Source organism: Pseudomonas sp. S12(2018) (assembly GCF_024355235.1).
GTDB classification, from domain to species: Bacteria; Pseudomonadota; Gammaproteobacteria; order Pseudomonadales; family Pseudomonadaceae; genus Aquipseudomonas; species Aquipseudomonas palmensis.
In genome coordinates this window covers 92,465-112,526 of sequence record NZ_QLAD01000010.1, presented here as the reverse complement: position 1 = coordinate 112,526, position 20,062 = coordinate 92,465, and the positions used below count along the sequence as shown (strand labels likewise).

19 protein-coding genes are annotated in these 20,062 nt (G+C 65.8%); 12 read left to right on the top strand and 7 right to left on the bottom strand.

What is annotated here, in order from left to right; genetic code table 11:
• The first annotated feature begins 11 nt into the window (after window positions 1–11).
• The 9 genes from DN388_RS22190 to DN388_RS22150 all read left to right on the top strand — a co-directional run bounded on the left by DN388_RS22190 (window position 12) and on the right by DN388_RS22150 (window position 12,158).
• On the top strand, window positions 12–1,292 hold the full coding sequence (locus DN388_RS22190) for a glycerate kinase (RefSeq protein WP_054915605.1): 1,281 nt from the start codon (window positions 12–14) through the stop codon (window positions 1,290–1,292).
• The gene (gene pyk / locus DN388_RS22185) at window positions 1,282–2,697 is read left to right on the top strand and encodes a pyruvate kinase (RefSeq protein ID WP_043859892.1); all 1,416 of its coding nucleotides are present in this window, start codon (window positions 1,282–1,284) and stop codon (window positions 2,695–2,697) included. The genes DN388_RS22190 and pyk overlap by 11 nt, the downstream gene beginning before the upstream one ends.
• 169 nt (window positions 2,698–2,866) lie before the next feature.
• Window positions 2,867–3,745 carry an urea transporter gene (locus DN388_RS22180; RefSeq protein WP_058542041.1) on the top strand — a complete coding sequence of 293 codons (879 nt, stop codon included), beginning with the start codon at window positions 2,867–2,869 and terminating at the stop codon, window positions 3,743–3,745.
• Window positions 3,746–3,776: 31 nt separating this feature from the next.
• Window positions 3,777–4,601 (top strand): ion transporter, encoded by an 825-nt coding sequence (locus tag DN388_RS22175; RefSeq protein ID WP_043859890.1) that lies wholly within the window; start codon window positions 3,777–3,779, stop codon window positions 4,599–4,601.
• A 92-nt stretch (window positions 4,602–4,693) separates the two neighbouring features.
• Window positions 4,694–5,695, top strand: coding sequence for a sulfate ABC transporter substrate-binding protein (locus DN388_RS22170; protein ID WP_043859889.1), 1,002 nt, complete (start codon window positions 4,694–4,696; stop codon window positions 5,693–5,695).
• A gap of 238 nt (window positions 5,696–5,933) precedes the next feature.
• Window positions 5,934–7,973 carry a mechanosensitive ion channel family protein gene (locus DN388_RS22165; protein WP_043859888.1) on the top strand — a complete coding sequence of 680 codons (2,040 nt, stop codon included), beginning with the start codon at window positions 5,934–5,936 and terminating at the stop codon, window positions 7,971–7,973.
• A 54-nt stretch (window positions 7,974–8,027) separates the two neighbouring features.
• On the top strand, window positions 8,028–8,414 hold the full coding sequence (locus tag DN388_RS22160; RefSeq protein WP_043859887.1) for a DUF2946 domain-containing protein: 387 nt from the start codon (window positions 8,028–8,030) through the stop codon (window positions 8,412–8,414).
• A gap of 90 nt (window positions 8,415–8,504) precedes the next feature.
• On the top strand, window positions 8,505–10,658 hold the full coding sequence (locus tag DN388_RS22155) for a TonB-dependent siderophore receptor (protein ID WP_116053253.1): 2,154 nt from the start codon (window positions 8,505–8,507) through the stop codon (window positions 10,656–10,658).
• Between the two features lie 48 nt (window positions 10,659–10,706).
• On the top strand, window positions 10,707–12,158 hold the full coding sequence (locus DN388_RS22150) for a PepSY domain-containing protein (protein WP_116053250.1): 1,452 nt from the start codon (window positions 10,707–10,709) through the stop codon (window positions 12,156–12,158).
• 102 nt (window positions 12,159–12,260) lie between these two features.
• Here DN388_RS22150 and DN388_RS22145 read toward each other — a convergent pair whose 3' ends face one another.
• Complete coding sequence (locus DN388_RS22145) at window positions 12,261–13,181, bottom strand: class I SAM-dependent methyltransferase (RefSeq protein ID WP_196932927.1); 921 nt, start codon at window positions 13,179–13,181, stop codon at window positions 12,261–12,263.
• An 81-nt stretch (window positions 13,182–13,262) separates the two neighbouring features.
• The gene (locus DN388_RS22140) at window positions 13,263–14,168 is read right to left on the bottom strand and encodes a DMT family transporter (protein ID WP_054915609.1); all 906 of its coding nucleotides are present in this window, start codon (window positions 14,166–14,168) and stop codon (window positions 13,263–13,265) included.
• A 131-nt stretch (window positions 14,169–14,299) separates the two neighbouring features.
• On the opposite strand from DN388_RS22140, the gene DN388_RS22135 reads away from it, so the two are divergent.
• The 3 genes from DN388_RS22135 to DN388_RS22125 all read left to right on the top strand — a co-directional run bounded on the left by DN388_RS22135 (window position 14,300) and on the right by DN388_RS22125 (window position 16,409).
• The gene (locus tag DN388_RS22135; protein WP_043861856.1) at window positions 14,300–14,737 is read left to right on the top strand and encodes an Lrp/AsnC family transcriptional regulator; all 438 of its coding nucleotides are present in this window, start codon (window positions 14,300–14,302) and stop codon (window positions 14,735–14,737) included.
• 98 nt (window positions 14,738–14,835) lie between these two features.
• Window positions 14,836–15,732 (top strand): hypothetical protein, encoded by an 897-nt coding sequence (locus DN388_RS22130; RefSeq protein ID WP_157811456.1) that lies wholly within the window; start codon window positions 14,836–14,838, stop codon window positions 15,730–15,732.
• Window positions 15,732–16,409 carry a hypothetical protein gene (locus DN388_RS22125; protein ID WP_043861855.1) on the top strand — a complete coding sequence of 226 codons (678 nt, stop codon included), beginning with the start codon at window positions 15,732–15,734 and terminating at the stop codon, window positions 16,407–16,409. Before DN388_RS22130 ends, DN388_RS22125 begins: the two co-directional genes overlap by 1 nt.
• Before the next feature lie 3 nt (window positions 16,410–16,412).
• Here the strand turns inward: DN388_RS22125 and DN388_RS22120 are convergent, their stop codons facing one another.
• The 5 genes from DN388_RS22120 to DN388_RS22100 all read right to left on the bottom strand — a co-directional run bounded on the left by DN388_RS22120 (window position 16,413) and on the right by DN388_RS22100 (window position 19,936).
• A complete protein-coding gene (locus DN388_RS22120) occupies window positions 16,413–17,075 on the bottom strand; it encodes a hypothetical protein (RefSeq protein WP_058542044.1) in 663 nt (220 codons plus the stop codon).
• A 205-nt stretch (window positions 17,076–17,280) separates the two neighbouring features.
• Entirely contained in the window at window positions 17,281–17,868 is a 588-nt protein-coding gene (locus tag DN388_RS22115; protein WP_043861853.1) for a hypothetical protein, read from the bottom strand.
• Window positions 17,869–17,881: 13 nt separating this feature from the next.
• Window positions 17,882–18,490, bottom strand: a complete 609-nt coding sequence (locus DN388_RS22110; protein ID WP_078480293.1) for a hypothetical protein — start codon at window positions 18,488–18,490, stop codon at window positions 17,882–17,884.
• An 83-nt stretch (window positions 18,491–18,573) separates the two neighbouring features.
• Entirely contained in the window at window positions 18,574–18,912 is a 339-nt protein-coding gene (locus DN388_RS22105) for an FKBP-type peptidyl-prolyl cis-trans isomerase (protein WP_043861851.1), read from the bottom strand.
• A 91-nt stretch (window positions 18,913–19,003) separates the two neighbouring features.
• Complete coding sequence (locus DN388_RS22100) at window positions 19,004–19,936, bottom strand: DMT family transporter (RefSeq protein ID WP_123753585.1); 933 nt, start codon at window positions 19,934–19,936, stop codon at window positions 19,004–19,006.
• Between the last annotated feature and the right edge of the window lie 126 nt (window positions 19,937–20,062).

The window sequence follows — 20,062 nt, the reverse complement described above, 5'->3', positions numbered from 1 at the left end:
GGGAGCCTGCCATGTCGGTCGATCCGCAACACTTTCTGCGCGAGCTGTTCGCCACGGCCATCGATGCCGCGCATCCACGCCAGGTGCTCGAAGCCCACCTGCCCAGCGACCGCAGCGGCCGCGTCATCGTCATCGGCGCCGGCAAGGCCGCCGCCGCCATGGCCGAAGTGGTCGAGCGCAGTTGGCAGGGCGAGGTCTCGGGCCTGGTCGTGACCCGCTACGGCCACGGCGCCAGCTGCAGCAAGATCGAAGTGGTCGAAGCCGCCCACCCGGTACCGGACGCCGCCGGCCTGGCCGTGGCCAAGCGTGTGCTGGCGATGGTCAGCGACCTCAGCGCCGACGATAGGGTGATCTTCCTGCTCTCCGGCGGAGGTTCCGCCCTGCTGGCCCTGCCCGCCGAAGGCCTGACCCTGGCCGACAAGCAGCAGGTCAACAAGGCCCTGCTCAAATCCGGCGCTACCATCGGCGAGATGAACTGCGTGCGCAAGCACCTCTCGGCGATCAAGGGCGGCCGCCTGGCCAAGGCCTGCTGGCCGGCCACGGTGTACACCTACGCGATTTCCGACGTACCCGGCGACCTCGCCACCGTGATCGCCTCCGGCCCCACCGTGGCCGACCCGAGCACCTCGGCCGAAGCGCTGGCGATCCTCAAGCGCTACAACATCCAGGCCCCGGCCGCCGTCACCGCGTGGCTGAACAACCCGGCCTCCGAAACCGTCAAGGCCGATGACCCGGCCCTGGCCCGCAGCCACTTCCAGCTGATCGCCCGCCCCCAGCAGTCGCTGGAGGCCGCTGCGGTAAAGGCGCGCCAGGCCGGCTTCAGCCCGCTGATCCTGGGTGACCTGGAAGGTGAGTCGCGTGAAGTGGCCAAGGTGCATGCCGGCATCGCGCGCCAGATCGTGCAGCACGGCCAGCCACTGGCGGCGCCCTGCGTGATCCTGTCGGGCGGCGAAACCACCGTCACCGTGCGCGGCAATGGCCGCGGCGGGCGCAACGCCGAGTTCCTGCTCAGCCTCACCGAAAGCCTGAAGGGGTTGCCCGGTGTGTACGCACTGGCCGGTGACACCGACGGCATCGACGGCTCCGAAGACAACGCCGGGGCCTTCATGACCCCCGACAGCTATGCGCGTGCCCAGGCCCTGGGCCTGTCGGCGGCAGACGAGCTGGACAACAACAATGGCTACGGTTACTTCGCCGCGCTCGACGCCTTGATCGTTACCGAGCCCACGCGCACCAACGTCAACGATTTTCGCGCCATCCTGATCCTCGAGACCGCACAACATGACGCCTGACAAGAAAGTCAAAATCCTCGCCACCCTCGGCCCCGCGACCAAAGGCATCGACGACATCCGTCAGCTGGTCGAAGCCGGGGTGAACATCTTTCGCCTGAACTTCAGCCACGGCGAGCACGCCGACCACGCCATGCGTTTCGAATGGATCCGCGAAGTGGAGCGCCAGCTCAACTACCCGCTGGGCATCCTCATGGACCTGCAGGGCCCCAAGCTGCGTGTCGGGCGTTTTGCCGAAGGCAAGGTGCAACTGCAACGCGGCCAGGCCCTGCGCCTGGACCTGGATGCCACACCAGGCGATGCACAGCGGGTCAACCTGCCCCACCCGGAGATCATCGCCGCGCTGGAGCCGGGCATGGACCTGCTGCTCGATGACGGCAAACTGCGCCTGCGCGTGACCGCCAAGCACGCCGACGCCATCGACACCGAGGTGCTCAACGGCGGCGAACTGTCCGACCGCAAGGGCGTGAACGTGCCCCAGGCGCTGCTCGAGCTCAGCCCGCTGACCGAAAAGGACCGTCGCGACCTGACCTTCGGCCTGGAGCTGGGCGTGGACTGGGTGGCCCTGTCGTTCGTGCAGCGCCCTGAAGACATCATCGAGGCGCGCCAGCTGATCGGCGACCGGGCCTACCTGATGGCCAAGATCGAGAAGCCCTCGGCGGTCACGCAACTGCGCGAGATTGCCCAGTTGAGCGACGCGATCATGGTCGCCCGTGGCGACCTGGGCGTGGAAGTGCCGGCCGAAAGCGTGCCGCAGATCCAGCAGCGCATCATCACCACCTGCCGCCAGCTGGGCCGCCCGGTGGTGGTGGCCACGCAGATGCTCGAGTCGATGCGCTTCAGCCCGGCCCCGACCCGCGCCGAGGTCACCGACGTGGCCAACGCCGTGGCCGAGGGCGCCGATGCGGTGATGCTGTCGGCCGAGACCGCCTCGGGCGACTACCCGCTCGAAGCGGTGCAGATGATGAGCAAGATCATCCGCCAGGTCGAAAGCGGCCCAGACTACCAGGCCCAGCTGGACGTGGGCCGGCCACAGGCCGAGGCCACGGTGTCGGATGCGATCAGCTGCGCGATCCGTCGCATCAGCGGCATCCTGCCGGTGGCGGTGCTGGTGAACTACAGCGAGTCGGGCAACTCGACCCTGCGCGCAGCGCGTGAACGGCCGCGTGCACCGATCCTCAACCTGACCCCCAACCTCAACACCGCACGGCGCCTGAGCGTGGCCTGGGGCGTGCATTCGGTGGTCAACGATCGGTTGCGCCAGGTGGACGAAGTGGTGTCCACGGCACTGGAGATTGCCCAGGCCCAGGGCATGGCCAGCCGTGGCGACATCCTGTTGATCACTGCCGGTGTGCCTTTTGGCAAGCCGGGGTCGACCAATACGCTGCGGATCGAAACCCTGCTCTGATTTGATTGGGGCGGCTGCGCCGCCCATCGCGGGTCAAGCCCGCTCCCACAAGGATCACATCGGCCCTTGTGGGAGCGGGCTTGACCCGCGATGGGCGCACTGACACACCACACCGTGGGACAACAAAGCCCGAAGAGGCGCCCCACTCCACCCACCCTGACCCACTGCCATGTACACCAAGAACTTCGTCAACCCGTGCCCCGACTGGGCCACCGCCTTGCTCAACGGTTTCAGTCAGGTGCTGCTGCAGCGCAACCCGCTGTGCGGCCTGCTGTGCCTGCTGGCCATCCTGATCACCGCCCCCGAACTCATCGGCGGTGCGCTGCTGGGCGCCCTTGCCGGGCTGCTCACCGCGCAGCGCCGCGGCTACAACCGCGCCGACCGCCAGGCTGGCCTGTACAGCTACAACGGCGTGCTGCTGGGCCTGCTGCTCAGCCACGCACTGCCCTGGTCGGCCCTGCTGCCCCCGCTGATCATCGCCGCCGCGGGCCTGAGCAGCATGCTGGTGCACCAGTGGCTCAAGCGCAAAAGCCCTCGCCTGCTGCCCGCCTACACCGCGCCCTTCGTGCTGATCGGCTGGGCGGTACTGGCGCTGGCCGAGCCTTCCAGCGCCGGCTACGCCCCGGTCGCGGCCAACCCGCTGTTCGCCCTGGGCCGCGGCCTGGGCCAGATCTTCCTGCTCGACCAGCCGCTGGCCGGCCTGCTGATTGCCCTGGGCCTGCTGATCGCCAACCGCTACGCCGCCGCCTGGGCGCTACTGGGCGCCGCCCTGGGCGGCAGCGTGGCGCTGCTCGGTGGCGAGGCCGGCGCCGGCTACTACGGCCTGTACGGCTTCAATGCGGCGCTGGCCGCGCTGGCCTTCAGCCAGACCCGCGCACAACCCTGGCGGCCGTTGCTGGCCATCGTTCTGGCCATCGTGCTGCAACCGCTGCTGGGCCTGTTGCCGGTGCCGGGCCTGACCGCGCCGTTCATCCTCGCCTGCTGGCTGCTGCAACTGGGTACCGCTGCCCGACGTCGCCCGCTTGCACAGCTGCGGGCCAGCCCCTAGGCTCTGCTCCATCTTGTAATGGAAAGCGCCCATGAGCACCCCTTCGAGCTGGCGCGAGCGGCTCTACGTCATCGTCTTTCAAGCCGACACCGTGGCCGGCCGGCGCTTCGACAGCATTCTGCTGCTGATCATCCTGGCCAGCCTGATCACCGTCATCCTCGACAGCATCGACGAGGTCCACCAGGGCTACGCCGGGCTGCTGGCCTGGATCGAGTGGGGCTTTACCGCCATCTTCCTGGCCGAATACCTCACCCGCCTGTACTGCTCGCCCAAGCCGCTGCGCTATGCCTTCAGCTTCTACGGGCTGGTGGACCTGCTGGCGATCGTGCCGGGCATCATCGCCATCTACTACAGTGATGCGCAGTACCTGCTGATCATCCGCGTGATCCGCATGCTGCGCATCTTCCGCGTGCTCAAGCTCGGCCCGTACCTCAAGCAGGCCAACTACCTGATGTCGGCGCTGCGCGGCAGCAAGCAGAAGATCATCGTGTTCCTGGTCAGCGTGTCGACCCTGGTCACGGTGTTCGGCACCCTGATGTACGTGGTCGAAGGCCCGGAACACGGCTTCACCAGCATCCCCAAGGGCATCTACTGGGCCATCGTGACCCTGACCACCGTGGGCTTTGGCGACATCGTGCCCAAGACCCCGCTGGGCCAGGTGATTTCCTCGCTGGTGATGATCACCGGCTACTCGATCATTGCCGTGCCCACCGGCATCTTCACTGCCGAGCTGGCCAACGCCATGCGCGGCGAACAGCTGCAGCACGCCTGCCCCACCTGCCACAAGGGCAGCCACGAGCAGAGCGCCGCGTTCTGTTCACGCTGCGGCAATGCGCTGTTCAAGAAAATGGAATAACCACAGCACTTTTTAATCTTTAAGCGACTAAGGCCGAGCCGCTATAGTCGCTGGCATAATGCCTTTCTCCCAACTCGAACAAGGAATGCGCAGTGAAAAAACTCTTTGGTGCCTCGCTTCTGGCCGCAGGCCTGGCCCTGGGCAACCTCGCCCAGGCCGCCCCGACCACCCTGCTCAACGTCTCCTACGACGTGATGCGCGACTTCTACAAGGACTACAACGCCGCGTTCCAGAAGCACTGGGAAGCCGAGCACAAAGAGAAGATCAACGTGCAGATGTCCTTCGGCGGTTCGAGCAAGCAGGCGCGCTCGGTGATCGACGGCCTGCCGGCCGACGTCATCACCATGAACATGGCCACCGACATCAATGCCCTGGCCGACAACGGCAAACTGGTGCCGGACAACTGGGTCACCCGCCTGCCCAACAACAGCGCGCCCTTCACCTCCGCCACCGTGTTCATCGTGCGCAAGGGCAACCCCAAGGCCCTGAAGGACTGGCCCGACCTGCTCAAGGACGGCGTACAGGTGATCGTGCCCAACCCCAAGACCTCGGGCAACGGCCGCTACACCTACCTGTCGGCATGGGGCTATGTGCTCAAGAACGGCGGTGACGAGAACAAGGCCAAGGACTTCGTCGGCAAGCTGTTCAAGCAGGCGCCGGTGCTCGATACCGGTGGCCGTGCCGCGACCACCACTTTCATGACCAACCAGATCGGCGACGTGCTGGTGACCTTCGAGAACGAAGCCGAGATGATCGCGCGCGAATTCGGTCGCGACCAGTTCGAGGTGATCTACCCGAGCGTGTCGGCCGAAGCAGAGCCGCCGGTGAGCGTGGTCGACAAGGTGGTGGACAAGAAGAAAAGCCGTGCCACCGCCGAGGAGTACCTGAAGTACCTGTGGTCGCCTGAAGCCCAGGAAATTGCCGCCAACAACTACCTGCGCCCACGCGATGCGACCGTGCTGGCCAAGTACACCGACCGCTTCCCCAAAGTCGACTTCCTGTCGGTGGAAAAGACCTTCGGTGACTGGCGCACCGTGCAGAAGACCCACTTCAACGACGGCGGGATCTTCGACCAGATCTACACCGGGCAGTAAGGCCGGGTGACGAATCCGGGGCCTGTGACGGGCCCCGGATTTTTTGTGGCCGGCGTTCGGGCCTGTCGCGGGTCAAGCCCGCTGCCACAAGGTGATGTGCCGATTTCAAGGGCGATGTCGCACCTGTGGGAGCGGGCTTGACCCGCGATGAATTCACCTCGGTTTCGAACTTGCCCGGCAAATACCGATCAGTTCCTTGGACTACCCTTTCCGTCATTCACGGCTCAAGGAGTGCCCAGTGACCCGATTGCTCACCCTGTTGCTCGGTTGCCTGCTCAGCACGCAACTGCTCGCCGCCAGCCTCATCCCCGGCACCGACAGCGCCGAAACCGCCGAAAAAGCCCCGGAACCCGTGGTTCAGGGCGGCCTGCTCGGCGCCCTGGCCAACAGCCTCGACAGCGTCACCCAGGAAATCGACGTCGACGGTCACCTGGTCGACGCCTGGCGCCTGCGCGCCAATCGCGCCAGCAAGGAGGCCAACCAGCTGGTCGACCGCCACGCCGAAGACTCCTTCGACCTGCTGGTGGACTTTGCCCTGCTCAGCCTCACCTGGCTGGTGGTGTTCGGCGTGCTCACCAGCCTGGGCCGCGTGCTGTCCCACCACATCAATCGCAGGCGCCCGCTGCGCGAACGTCCGCGGTTGCAGAAACTGCTCGGCTACCTGCTGCCCTACACCCTGCCGGCCCTGGCCAGCCTGCCCGCCACCCTCTACGCCAGCACGCGCCTGCTCGACCCCTCGATCGGCCGCGCGCTGGGCCTGAGCCTGGCCTACGCCACCAGCAGCGGCCTGTTCTCGACGTCGATCATCCTGTGCCTGATCACCGTGTTCGACACCGGCCACAAGCGCACCGCCGTGCGCATCATCCGCAAGATCGCGCCACGCCCGTTGTTCATGATCGGCTTTCTCGCCGCCTGGGCCGACGCCCTGACCAGCCCGCAGATCACCCGCCAGATCGGTGGCAACCTCACCAGCAGCATCGCGGTGATCACCGGCCTGCTGGCCACCTTCGCCTTCGCCGCGCTGGTGATCCGCCTGCGCCGCCCGGTGGCCCACCTGATCCGCAACCGCGACCTGCACGACCGCCTGCAGCACCGCGCCCTGCAGGAAACCCTGCGGATCTTCTCGTGGCTGTGGTACCTGCCGATCCTGATGATGATCCTGGTATCGGCGATCAACCTGATCGGCGCCGGCGAAGAAAGCCAGAAGGCCCTGCAAAAGGCCCTGCTGACCACGGTGCTGCTGGTGGGCACGGTGTTCCTGAGCACGGTGCTGCAGCACCTGTTCAAGTCCCGCGAGGTCGACCCCGGCCAGCGCCTGCGCCCCTACAAGGAACTGGTGCGCAACCTCGCCCACGCGCTGCTGCGCATCGGCATGGCCATCGCCTTCATCGAGCTGCTGGGGCGCATCTGGGGTTTTTCGGTGCTCGAATTCGCCGTGCGCAACAGCCTGGGCCGGGCAATCAGCGATTCGCTGAGCAGCATCGGGTTGATCTTGCTGGTCACCTGGCTGCTGTGGGTGGTGATCGACACCGCCATCCAGGAAGCCCTCAAGCCCAGCGCCGGCCGGCGCGCTTCGCGCCAGCCCAGCACACGGGTGCGCACCATCCTGCCGATGCTGCGCAACGCGGTGAAGATCGTGCTGGTGGTGATCTGCACCATCACCACCATGGCCAACCTGGGCATCAACGTGGCGCCGCTGCTGGCCGGTGCCGGGGTGGTCGGCCTGGCCATCGGTTTCGGTTCGCAGCAGCTGGTACAGGACGTGATCACCGGCCTGTTCATCCTGATCGAGGACACCATCGCCATCGGCGACTGGGTGGTGCTCGACTCCGGCCACGCCGGCACCGTCGAGAGCCTGACCATCCGCACCCTGCGCCTGCGCGACGGCAAGGGCTTCGTGCACTCGGTACCGTTCGGCCAGATCAAGGCCGTCACCAACCAGTCGCGCCAGTTCGCCTATGCGTTCTTCTCGGTGCAGTTCAGCTACCAGACCGATGTCGACAGCGCCCTGCACCTGATCCGCGAGGTGGGCCAGTCGATCAGCGAGGACCCGGTGCTGCGCCACAGCCTGCAAGGGCCGCTGCAGGTGTTCGGGGTGGACGCCATGAACCTCAACGGCATCACCCTCACCGCCCAGTTCCGCACCACCTCGGGCGGGCAGTACGCGGTGAACCGGGCGTTCAACGAACGCCTGAAAAAGCGCGTGGACCAGACCGACGACGTGAGCTTCGCGCAGTATTACCCGCAGCCGGCCCACGTACGCGACGAAACGGTGTAGACACTGCGGCGTTCAACCTTCCCGGCATGGGAAGGTGGTGCTAAAGTCGCCGCCATGAAATTTACCCGTGCCGACCGCTCGCTGATTGCCTGGACGCTGTACTTCAGCGTCCTGTTCAATCTGTTCGCCTGCGGTATCGGCCACGGGCAGATGATGGGCCTGCAGCTCAACGGCATCGGCGGAGCCTTCTGCTCGGCCATGGGCACCCCGGGCCCGACCCTCAAGACCGATTACAGCGACGCCTCCATCGCCGGCTGGGACAGCCTGCAAACCTGCCCGGTGTGTGCCGCGGCCGTGGTGTGCCTGGCCCTGAGCCTGGTGATCGGCTGGCTGCTGGCGTTCACCCGCACGCGACGCTACCACCGCGAACTGCGCAGCAAGGCGCCACCTCGCTACTGCTGGCCCTCGGCCAACCCGCGCGCCTCCCCCCTGCTGGCCTGATCCAACCCGGCAGCCTTGCCGCTGCCCGTACCGGCACACGCCTGCGCCACTGCGCGGGGGTGCCGTTGGCTCACCTGCAGAGTTCGCTCAATGACCCCTTTCCCACGTTTGCAGGGCTGCACTGCCCTGCTCTGCGCCCTGTCGCTCAACGCCGTTGCCGACGAGGCACTCGTGCTGCCCGATGTACTGGTCAGCGACCGGCCGATTCCGGTGGACGGCGTTTTGCTCGACACCCCCTCGCAAACCGGTTCGCGCCTGGGCCTCACGCCCCGAGAAACCCCGGCCTCGATCAGCATCGTCAACCGCCAGCAAATCGAACAGCGCGGCGCCAGGACCACCCAGGACATGCTCGCCGGCGTACCCGGCCTGAACGCCGCCTCCCCGCCCGGCTCGGCCGGCTCGGTGTCGTACCGGGGCTTTTCCGGGGCGCAGATCACCCAACTGTTCAATGGCATCAGCGTGCAGTACGACTCGATCGCCGCACGCCCGGTCGACAGCTGGATCTATGACCGCGTCGAAGCGGTCGGCGGCCCGTCCAGCTTCCTGTTCGGCGCCGGCGCCGTAGGCGGCTCGATCAACTACATCACCAAGCTGGCCAACCGCGACGAAGACTTCAACGAAGGCCGCGTCAGCTATGGCAGCTACGACAGCAGCGAGACCTCGTTCGGCTTCAACCACGCACTCAACGACACCAACCATGCGCGCCTGGATTTCAGCCATACCCGCAGCAATGGCTACGTCGACCGCGAGGAGCGCGATGCCTGGAGCGTGGCGTTCTCGCTGCTGACCGACATCAACGACCAGCTGTCCCACACCCTGGCACTCGAATACCAGAACGAGAGCGTCGACAGCCCCTACTGGGGCAGCCCGGTGCTCAACCCGCTGGGCGGCCAGATGAAGGTCGACAAGAGCCGGCGCTTCGAGAACTACAACGTCGAGGACGGGCGCTACGAGCAGCGCGTGCGCTGGCTGCGCTCGATCAGCGAGTACCGTTTCGACGACGCCACCTCGCTGCGCAATACGCTTTACCACTACAACGCCGAGCGCAATTTCCGCAATCTCGAGACCTACACCTACAACGCCGACAACAGCCGCGTGCAACGCGCCGGCAGCCTGCTGCAACGGCACGACCAGGAGCTCAACGGCAACCGCGTGGAACTGCTGCATGACGGCCAGCTGTTCGGCCTGCGCAGCCAGTGGTCGACGGGCCTGGACTACAGCCACAACGTGCAGATGACCTACCCGCGCTCGGGCACCGCTGCCGGCAGCGTCGACCCCGACCACTTCGACCCGGGACACTTCTACGACCTGCCAGGCATGTTCCCCGGCTACGAGAAGAACCGTCAGAACACGGTCGACACCTGGGCCGGCTTTTTGGAGAACCGCCTGACCCTGACCGATCGCCTGACCCTGCTGACCGGCCTGCGCCACGACAGCATCGACCTGCAGGTACGCAACTACCGCGCCGTCAACGAGGCCAACCCGGCGCAGTTCAAACGCCGCTACCAGCCCACCACCGGGCGTGTGGGCCTGGTGTTCGAGCTGACCCCGTCGGCCAACGTGTATGTGCAGTACAGCACCGCCGCCGACCCGCCCGCCGGCATGCTCACCACCGCCAGCTTCGGCCAGGTGCGCGACTTCGACCTGAGCACCGGCAAGCAGCTGGAGGTGGGCAGCAAGTTCGACTTTCTGGACGGACGCGGTTCGGCCACCGTGGCCGCCTACCGCATCGAGCGCGACAACCTGGCCACCGCCGACCCGGCCAACCCCGGCTTCACCCAGCCGGTGGGCAAGCAGTCGTCACGCGGTATCGAGGTGGCGGCGGCGCTGCGCGTCACCCCGCAACTGCTGGCCGAAGGCAACTTCGCCTATGTCGATGCGCAGTACGACGCGTTCAACGAAAACGTCGGCGGCCAGTCGTTCTCGCGCAAGGGCAACACCCCCACCAACACCCCGGACCGGGTGGCCAACCTGTGGCTGACCTACGACCTGGACCCGCAGTGGCAGGTGGGCGGCGACAGCCGCTATGTGTCGTCGGTGTACGCCGATGCGGCCAACACCCGCTACGCGCCGTCGTACACCCTGTTCGGGGCCTTCGTCGGCTACAAGGTGGATGCCGACACGCGCATCACCGCGCGGGTGCGCAACCTGACCGACGAGGTGTACGCACGCTGGACTTCGTCGAGCATGCTCTACCTGGGTGCACCGCGCACCTTCGAACTGGCGGTGCAGACCCGCTTCTGACTGGGCCGGGCCGGGGCGTTCGCGCCCCGGCCCTGATGGAGCGTTGCAATGAAGCGTTATCTGTACCTGTGGCATCGCTGGCTGGGGATCGTGACCTGCGTGTTCATGGCGCTGTGGTTCGTCTCGGGCATGGTGATGCTGTACGTGGGCTACCCCAAGCTGACCCCGCGCGAGCACCTGGCGCACCTGCCGGCGCTGTCGGCGCAGGGCTGTTGCGTCTCGCTGGGCGAGGCGCTGGCGGTGGCCGATCCGCAACCTGCACGCATACGCCTGAGCAGCGTGGCGGGGCAGGCGCTTTACCTGTTCGACTATGCCAGCGGCAAGGCCCTGGCGGTGGACGCAACTAGCGGCCAGCGCATCGCCCCCACCACCCGCGAACGGGCGCTGGCCAGTGCCGGGCAATACGACCCGCATGCGCCGCTGACCTATCGCGACGCGGTGCAGGAAGACCTGTGGAGCCATTCGCGCGCACTGGATGCGCACCGGCCGCTGCATCGCGTGCAGTTGAGCGATACGGACGGCACCTTGCTGTACATCAGCGGCCCGACCGGCGAAGTGGTGCGCGATGCCAGCGCCAGCGAGCGCGGCTGGAACCTGATCGGCGCCTGGCTGCACTGGCTGTATCCGTTGCGCGGCATCGGCGTGGACGGGCTGTGGAGCAACCTGGTGATCTACCTGTCGCTGGCGGCCAGCATGATGGCGCTGCTGGGCGCGGTGGTGGGGGTGATGCGCTGGCGTTTCAGCCGGCCCTACCGCAGCGGTTCGCGTTCGCCGTACAAGGGCTGGGCACGCTGGCACCATGTGGGCGGGTTGCTGTTCGGTGCCCTGGCCATCACCTGGATTTTCAGTGGGCTGATGTCGATGAACCCGTGGCGGCTGTTCAGCAGTGCGCAGCCGCTGGATACCTCGGCATATCAGGGCGGGCCGCTGAATGCGGCGGCGTTCCCGCTGTCGGTGCCCCAGGCACTGGCGCGCTTTGCCGACCAGGGCTTCACCGCCCGCGAGCTGGAGTGGCGGCTGATCGGGGGCGCGGGGTATGTGGTGGGCCAGGACGGCGCGGGACGCACGCGGGTACTGTCGATGCACGACGGCCAGGTGCTGCAGCGTCTGCCACGGGCGGTGCTGGAGCAGGCGGCGCGGGCGATCGGGCCGGCGATGCAGGTGCAGCAGTTGGAGGCCTACGACTTCTACTACTACGCACGGGCCGAGCAGAGCATGCTCGGGCATCTTGAAAAGCGTCTGCCGGTGCTGCGGGTGCGCTTCGACGACCCGGCGCAGACCTGGCTGCATCTGGACCTGTACACCGGTGAAGTACTGGGGCAGCTGGACCAGCCACGGCGCGTGTCACGCTGGCTGTTCGCGTTGCTGCACAGCTGGGACTGGCTACCGCTGCTGACGCGGCGGCCGTTGTGGGATGGGTGGATGATCGTGCTCAGCCTGGGTGGGCTGGTGCTGAGCGTAAGTGGTGTGGTGATGGGGTGGCGGCGTTTGCGGCGCTAGCCTTCGGATCGCATCGCGGGTCAAGCCCGCTCCCACAGGGTTAGCGCCAATCCTTGTGGGAGCGGGCTTGACCCGCGATAGGCCAGCACTGGCACAACAGATTCACCCCTGGCGAAACACCAGCGCCTTCAGCCCGCCCACCGGATCACTGTCCGCAAACTCCGGTGGGTTGGCCAGACGCTCCACGAACACCAGCCCCGGCGCCTCGGCTGCCATCCCCTCGATCAGAAAGTCAGGCCCGATGGCCGGGTCGTTCACGCACGCCAGCACCGTGCCGCCTTCACTCAACAGCTCCGGCAGGCGGCGCAGGATCTTGCTGTAGTCCTGGGTCAGCACAAAGCTGCCCTTCTGGAACGTCGGCGGGTCGATGATGACCAGGTCATACGGCCCGCTCTTGCGCACCTTGCCCCATGACTTGAACAGCTCATGCCCCAGAAACCCCACCCGGCCCAGGTCATGCCCGTTGAGCCGATGGTTGTCGCGCCCGCGGCTCAGGGCCGAGCGCGCCATATCGAGGTTGATCACCTGCTCGGCCCCCCCGGCAATCGCTGCCACCGAAAACCCGCAGGTGTAGGCGAACAGGTTGAGCACCCGCTTGCCCGCCGCCTGCTCCCGCACCCAGCGCCGGCCATAGCGCATGTCCAGGAACAGCCCGGTGTTCTGCTTCAGGCCCAGGTCCAGCTGATAGCGCAGGCCATCCTCGTCGATCACGCGGTGCTCGCTCGGCTCGCCCAGCAACCACTGGCCGGGGCTGTCGGGCAGGTAGCGGTGCTGAATCAGGATCGCCTGCCCGGGCCAGCCAGGGCTGGCGGCCAGGGTGCGCAGCATCTGCTCCAGCGTGGCCAGTTGCCCTTCGGGCGGTTCGCGAAACAGCGAGACCAGCAGCACGCCCTGCAGCCAGTCCACGGTGATCTGTTCAAGCCCCGGCCAGCAGCGCCCACGCCCATGGAACAGGCGCCGGGTTTCGGCAGGCGCAGGGTTCAGGGCACCGAGCAGGTGGGCGTGAAGGGTGGCAATCGGCATGGCAGGATTCACTGGGACAAAAAGGGCTATTTTAGCGGCAAGCTTCACGCAGCAAGCGACAAGTTTGCGCCGGGCGCCTGTTTACTTGTCGCTTGTGGCGTGCAGCTTGCCGCTCGCCCTCCACCACCAGCCCTGCTGCATGCCGGCAGCCGCCAGCAGAATCGCCGCCACCCCCAGCCATTGCAGCGCGCTCAAGCGATGGCCAAAGGCGAACCAGTCGACGAAGATCGCCGCAATCGGGTAGATGAACGACAGCGCCCCGGTCAACGCGGTCGGCAGTTTCTGGATGGCGCCATACAGCAGCACGTACATCAGGCCGGTGTGCACGATACCCAGCGTCACCAGGCTGGCCAGCGCCCCCGCAGTGCCCGGCAGGCCGCCGGTATTGGCAAAGGGCGCCAGCAACAGGATGCCGGTGCTCACCTGGATCAGCGCGATCAGGTGCGGCGGCGTGCCACTCAGGCGCTTGATGATCAGCGCGGCCACCGCGTACAGAAACGCCGCGCCCAGCGCCAGCGCGATGCCCAGCAGGTAATCCTCGCCACTGCCCTGCCCGCTGCCGTGGGCACTCACAATGGCCAGCATCCCGGCAAACGACACCCCCAGCCAGAACAGCTTGGGCACACTGAGCTTTTCACCCAGAAACACCGCCGCCAGCCCCACCAGCATGAACGGCTGCACGTTGTACACCGCCGTACCGATGGCAATCGAGGCCCGTGAATAGGAGCCGAACAGCAGCACCCAGTTGCCCACGATGGCCACCCCGCTGAGTACCGCCAGGGCAAAGCTGGCACGTGTGAGGATGCCCGGCCGCAGAAAGCCCAGCACGGCGCACACCAGCAACAGCGTGCCGGCGCCGAACACGCAGCGCCAGAACACCACGTCCAGCACCGGTTGCCCCGACACCAGCACGAACCAGCCGATGGTGCCGGATATCAGCATCGCGGCGACCATTTCCAACGACCCACGGCGTATTGAATTGTCCATCTCTCACCTCCCAGACGATGGACAGATTATGCGAGCGAGAAGCCAGGGCACTCCATAGCAAAAACAAGGCTAGACTCAAGCCTTGCCTTTTTTATCAAGGCAATTTCATTGATCTGCCTGACGAGGATTGCATGACTGACGATATCGACCAGCTGTTGATCAAGGCGCTGATGGAAGACTCGCGGCGTTCGCTCAAGGCGCTGGCGCACCTGAGCGGGCTGTCGGCGCCCAGCGTCAGCGAGCGCCTGCGTCGCCTGGAAGAACGCGGCGTGCTCAAGGGCTACACGGTCGACATCGACCCGCGCAGCTTCGGGTACCAGTTGCAGGCCATCGTGCGCATTCGTCCGTTGCCGGGGCAGTTGCAGGAGGTGGAGCGCCAGATCATCGCCATCCCCGAGTTCACCGAGTGCGACAAGGTCACGGGTGACGACTGCTTCATCGCGCGCCTGCATGTACGCTCGATGGAGCAGCTCGACACCTTGCTCGACAAGCTCAACAGCCACGCCGAAACCAACACCGCCATCGTCAAGAAAAGCCCGGTGAAGCGACGGCTGCCGCCGATGGCATAAGCGCCATACTGGCGGGCGGCGCGGGATTCGCAGAGCAACGGCACGTTCCACACATATGCTAGCCTTGCGCCCCTCTCCCGCAAGGACGCACCGTCACCATGTTCGCTTTCCCAAGGCCCCTCTGCATGCTGGGCCTGGCGCTGGCCTTCACCAGCGCCCACGCCACCGACCCGATCAACCTGTACCAGGGCACCCTCGGCGAGCGCAAGGTCGAGGTCGCCCTGCAATACACCTCGCAGTACGAGTACGTGCAAGGCTACCTGCTGGACACCGAGCACCACACCAGCCAGCCACTGGAAGTGACGCCCTACAGCAAGGACGTGCCACTGCTGATCAACATCATGGACAACCCGCGCATGCCCGCCGCAGCATTGCGGGTGCGCCCCTTCGTGTTCACGCACGATCGCGACTTCAGTGGCGAATGGATCGACCTGCGCACCCGGGAACGTGTGCCCTTCAGCCTCACGCGCCAGACTCGCTTCAGCGACGAGCAGCGCTCCAGCTGGCAAGGCGCGCTGCTGCAACAGCCGCAGAACCGCGGCAAGAGCTTCTATGTGCACGCCAGCAAGGCCGAGGGCGAATACACCGGCAAGGTCGATCGCATCACCATCATCGACCTCGCCAGCGGCAGCACACTGCAGGTGCTGGACAATCTGGCGCTGGCGTTCAACGGCACCCGGACCCTGACCTTCGCCGACTACAACGGTGACGGCATCATCGACTTCAGGGCCTCGCCCATCGGCCAGCGCGCCACCGGCGGCGCCAACCAGGAGCCGGACCAGTTCTACCTGTACCAGCCCACCAGCAATACCTACCAACGCCACACCGAACTCGAAGCGCTGGGCGACAAGGGCGCGCTCAAGTTCCCCGCCCCCGGCTGGGTAGCCCAGCGCCAGGGCAGCAACTACGACACCGGGACCAGCGACTGGCAGTACTACCACTTCGTCGACCCCAAGCAACTGGTGTGGCAGCGCCACAGCGTGGAGCCTTTCTGATGCCGTTTCGTACCCTGTTCGCCTGCCTGCTGCTGTGCCTGAGCGCCAATGCCCTGGCCTACCATTCCGTGTACCAGGGCAAACTCGGCGGGTTGCCGGTGACGCTGGTGATCGAGCGCACCAACGACTACGTGACCGGTATCTACTACTACGAGCGCTACCACACGCCGATCCGGCTCAAGCCCACGCGCAACACCGACACCTACAACTTCGCCATGGACGAACTGGACAGCGGCGGCCTGCCCACCGCGCGCCTGCATTTCCAGAAAGCCGATTTCAGCAGCCGTGCCCAGCCGCTGCAAGGCACCTGGACCGCCTACGCCAGCGGCAAGCAGCTGCCCTTCACGCTCAAGCTGGTGGCCGACATCGGCCTGCAGACACCCTCGCCGGGCGCGGTACTGCCCCAGGCCGCATCCACCGAACGCTTCTACTTCCAGTTGCCGATGGACATGGACTATGCCGCCCTCGAAACCATCCAGGTGATGGACAAGGCCACCGGCAAGCTGCAGCAGACGCTGGAGGTGAAGGTGCCGGGCTGTCGCAGCAAGGGTATCGACACCGTCCAGGTACGCCTGCAGGGTGGCGCCACCCAGGTGCTCATCCCTTCCAGCCCGTATTGCCTGGGCAAGACGTTCGAGTGGCGCGAGGCCAGCGCACGCTTCGAGGTGGTGAACTAGCCCTCAGCTCGGGCAGGCGAGGTCGCCGTTGTCCAGCCCCTGCTTGTAGTTGCGGCTGAGCAGGCTGGCCTTGCCGTCGTGCCAGGTCAGGGTCAGCACATACAGCGAGTCGAAATCCTCACCGTCCCAGTCGTCGGTGATGGTGCGTTTTTCGCCCAGCGCCTTGCCGGCCACGGTGTTGATCAGCTCGGGCAGGTAGCCGTGTGACCACGCGGTGTAGACCGTGGCGTTGCGGTACTTGTCCTGCAGCAGCTCGTCGGCCAGGTCGCCGGTGTCGTTGGCGCCGAAGTCGATGTTCACCGGCAGGCCGAGCTTGATCGCGCTCGGGCTGATGGTCATCAGCGGACGGATATAGCTGTAGGCATTGTCGTTGCTGCCCTCCTCCACTTCGCGGCTGGGGTTGGCGGCAAACACGTAGTCGGCGGGGCCGAATTTTTCCGGGAGCAGAGTGGCCAGGTCCAGGGCGCGGTTGAGGCCCTGGCAGTTCAGTTGCCCGAGGCCTTCGCCGGGCTTTTCTGCGTGGCGCAGGAAGACCAGGGTCTGGGTGCCGTCCACCGGCTGGGCTCGGCTTTCGAGCGCTTCGAAGGTCAGCAGGGTGGCGCCGACGACCAGCGGAACGGAAAACAGCGCAGGGCGATAACGCCGAAAAAAGGAGGGCAACTTCATGGCACGGGCTCTTTGCGACAAATAGGGTTGAGGCTGACCCGCCTGTGCCACCCCGCAGCCGAGGCTGCGGGGTGATCCCTGTCTGTCGTTCCATCCGTGGAAACGGGCGTGCTTGAGAGTGTCGCAAACCCGTTTGGTTCATCCGTGCCGGCTCTGCCTTGAGCCCGCGCCAGTCTGGCGCAGGGATGTTTCGCGATGATGACGCTCAGATCAGCTTGCGCCGGATCGCTTCTTCAACCGAACTGCGGCTCAGGTGCTCGATGATGGCATCGCCCGAATCGTTGAACGGCACCGCGAAGATCAACAGCAATTGCATCCAGGTGGTGATGGTTTCGCTCTTGCTGACCTTGCCGATGAGTTTGCCTTCACGGTCCTTGTACAGCGTCTCCAGGGTCAGGGTGTTGTCGAAGGTGGACGGGATGATGAACAGCGTCGCACCGGTCAGCGTCGCCGCCAGCACGTTGCCTTGCTCGTTGTTCCTGAGCGTGACGTAGGCGTACACGTCGGAGTCGACCTTCTCGCTGGTCACCCGTGTGAAGCGCTCGCTCTGTTCATAGCTCTGCACCAGGGTCTTTTCGAAACGCATCAGGTTGGCGTTGCTGGCGCGCGGCTGGCCGTTGAACTCGTACAGTGTATTGAAGCGCACATAGGCGGTCTTGTGCGCGGGCGCCGCATCGGCGGCAGGCAGCGGCGGCCAGGCTTCGACCACCGGCAACTGGTGCTGGGAGTAGCTGATGCAGCCGGTCAGGGCCGTGCTGAGGGCCAGCAACAGGGCCATTAGGCAATGACGCATGGTTGAATTCCTTTCAGTGAGTGGCCAATTGCGGGGCAGCCGTCGCGGTGTCGAGCAACCTGGTGATCAGCTGACGCAACTGCACGCCCCCCAGGCTGCCGTTGGCATAGTCGTTGTCGTACAGGCCGACATTGTTGTCGAGCTTGACCTGCTCGGTGACGCGGGTGAGGCGCTTGCCGTCGCGGTCTTCGATCACCAGCTCGCCGGCCAGGTCGTACTTGTCGACATAGATCGGGCCGTTGAACCAGATCCAGAACGTCAGCGTCACCAACGCGCCGGGAACGTAACCGGGGTGCGTGGTGCGCTTGCCCTTGAGCGAGGTGATGGTGAACTTGAGCACTACATCCTGCTCGCCCAGGGTGGCGGGAAATTCCACCAGTTTGGTGAAGTACTCGCCGCGGTCGACGTAGTGGCTGATCTGTGCGGTGAGCTGGCGGCTGATGTTCAGGCGCACGTCATCCTTGAGGTCGGGCGCGGTGATGGCCACGTCGGCGATCTGGGCGCCCCGCTGTGCAGTGTTGTCGGCCACGGTGACCGGTTCGCCGATCGGGCCCACCGGTGTGAAGGAGTAGCAACCGGTAAGGCCGAGGCAGGCCAGGAAAAGAAAACAGAAAGTACGCAGCACGCAAAATGTCCTTGCTTCGGGTGAGAGACAGGCTGTTATCGGCATCAGGGCCAAAGACTGTAATGAGAATGACTCAGCCCTCAATCGTCGCGGGTGAGGACCTCGAGCAACTCGATCTCGAAGGTGAGGGTCGAATTCGGCGGGATGCTGCCCACGCTGCGCGCGTCGTAACCCAGGTGCGCCGGCACGATCAGCTTGCGCTTGCCGCCCACCTGCATGCCCATCAGGCCCTGGTCCCAGCCCTTGATCACGCGGCCGGTGCCGATCACGCACTGGAACGGCTTGCCGCGTTGGTGGGAGGAATCGAATACGCTGCCATCGTCCAGCCAGCCGGTGTACTGGGTGGTGATCAGCGCCCCCTTGACGGCCGCCTTGCCGTCGCCCAACTGGAGGTCGATGATTTGAAGTTCGTTGCTCATGGGTGATCTCTGACGGCTATGGGACGTTTTCTGCCGATGCGTTTTCGCAGCAATGGCCGGGTTTTGCAAGGCTGTGGGGAGCGAACTCGGCTCATGAGGTGGCGCTGGCTGTCACCGGCTCGTGCTGGCGCATCGACCAGCACACCCCGCCCACCACCAGCACGATCGCCGCGCCCTCCAGCAGGTTCGGCCCGCTCTGGCGCCAGATGAACGCATACAGCAAGGCAAACAGGGTCTCGAACACGATCAACTGCCCGCTCAGGGTCAGCGGCATGCGCTTGGCTGCCGCATTCCACAACACCCCCGCCAGCCACGAGCCAAACAGCGCGCAACCCAGGCTGAACGCCCAGAACAGCTGCCAGCGCTCAGCAGTGGCCTGCACCTGCAACTGCTGCGGCTGCCACACCCACAGCAGCGCCACCAGCACCAGGCTGAACACGCCGGTCACCACCCCGGTGAGCACCGACCACTGATGGCTGTCCAGGTGCCGGCACTGCTTGAGATAGCGGCTGTTGTAGGTGGCGTACCAGGTCCAGCAGGCCAGCGCGGCCAGCGCATAGAGCAGCCCGGCGAGCTTGTCCTGCACCGCCCCCGGCTCCACCGCGAAGGTCTGCAGGTTGATGCACAGCATGCCCGCCAGGATCAGCGCCAATGGCCCGGCCAGGCGCGACAGGGCCACCGCGCCGCTGTCATTGCGCCCGTACAGGGTGATGGTCAGCGGCAGCACACCAACGATCAGCGATGCCGGCGCCACGCCCAGGCGCTGGATCGCCGCCACCAGGCACATGAAGTACAGCAGGTTGCCGATCAGCGCCAGGCGCGCCAGCATCCACACGTCTGCCCGTTCGAGCTGACGCAGCGCCTTGCGCATTGGCAGCAGCAGCGCGAGCGATACCGCCCCCAGCAGGACGAACCGCGCACAGGCCAGCAGCACCGGGCTGAACTCCGGCAGCAGTTGCGGCACCATCAGCACCATGCCCCACATCGCACCAGCCACGCCGGCATACGCCACACCCCGTTTCACTTGCCTGCTCCTCGTTTTTCAGAGCACGCAGGCTAGCCAAATGCAGGCGTCCAGGCAAAAGATCATTCGGCATGCAGGCATTCCCATGGGGAATACCTTTAAAGCGTAAAGCACCGGGTTTACCAT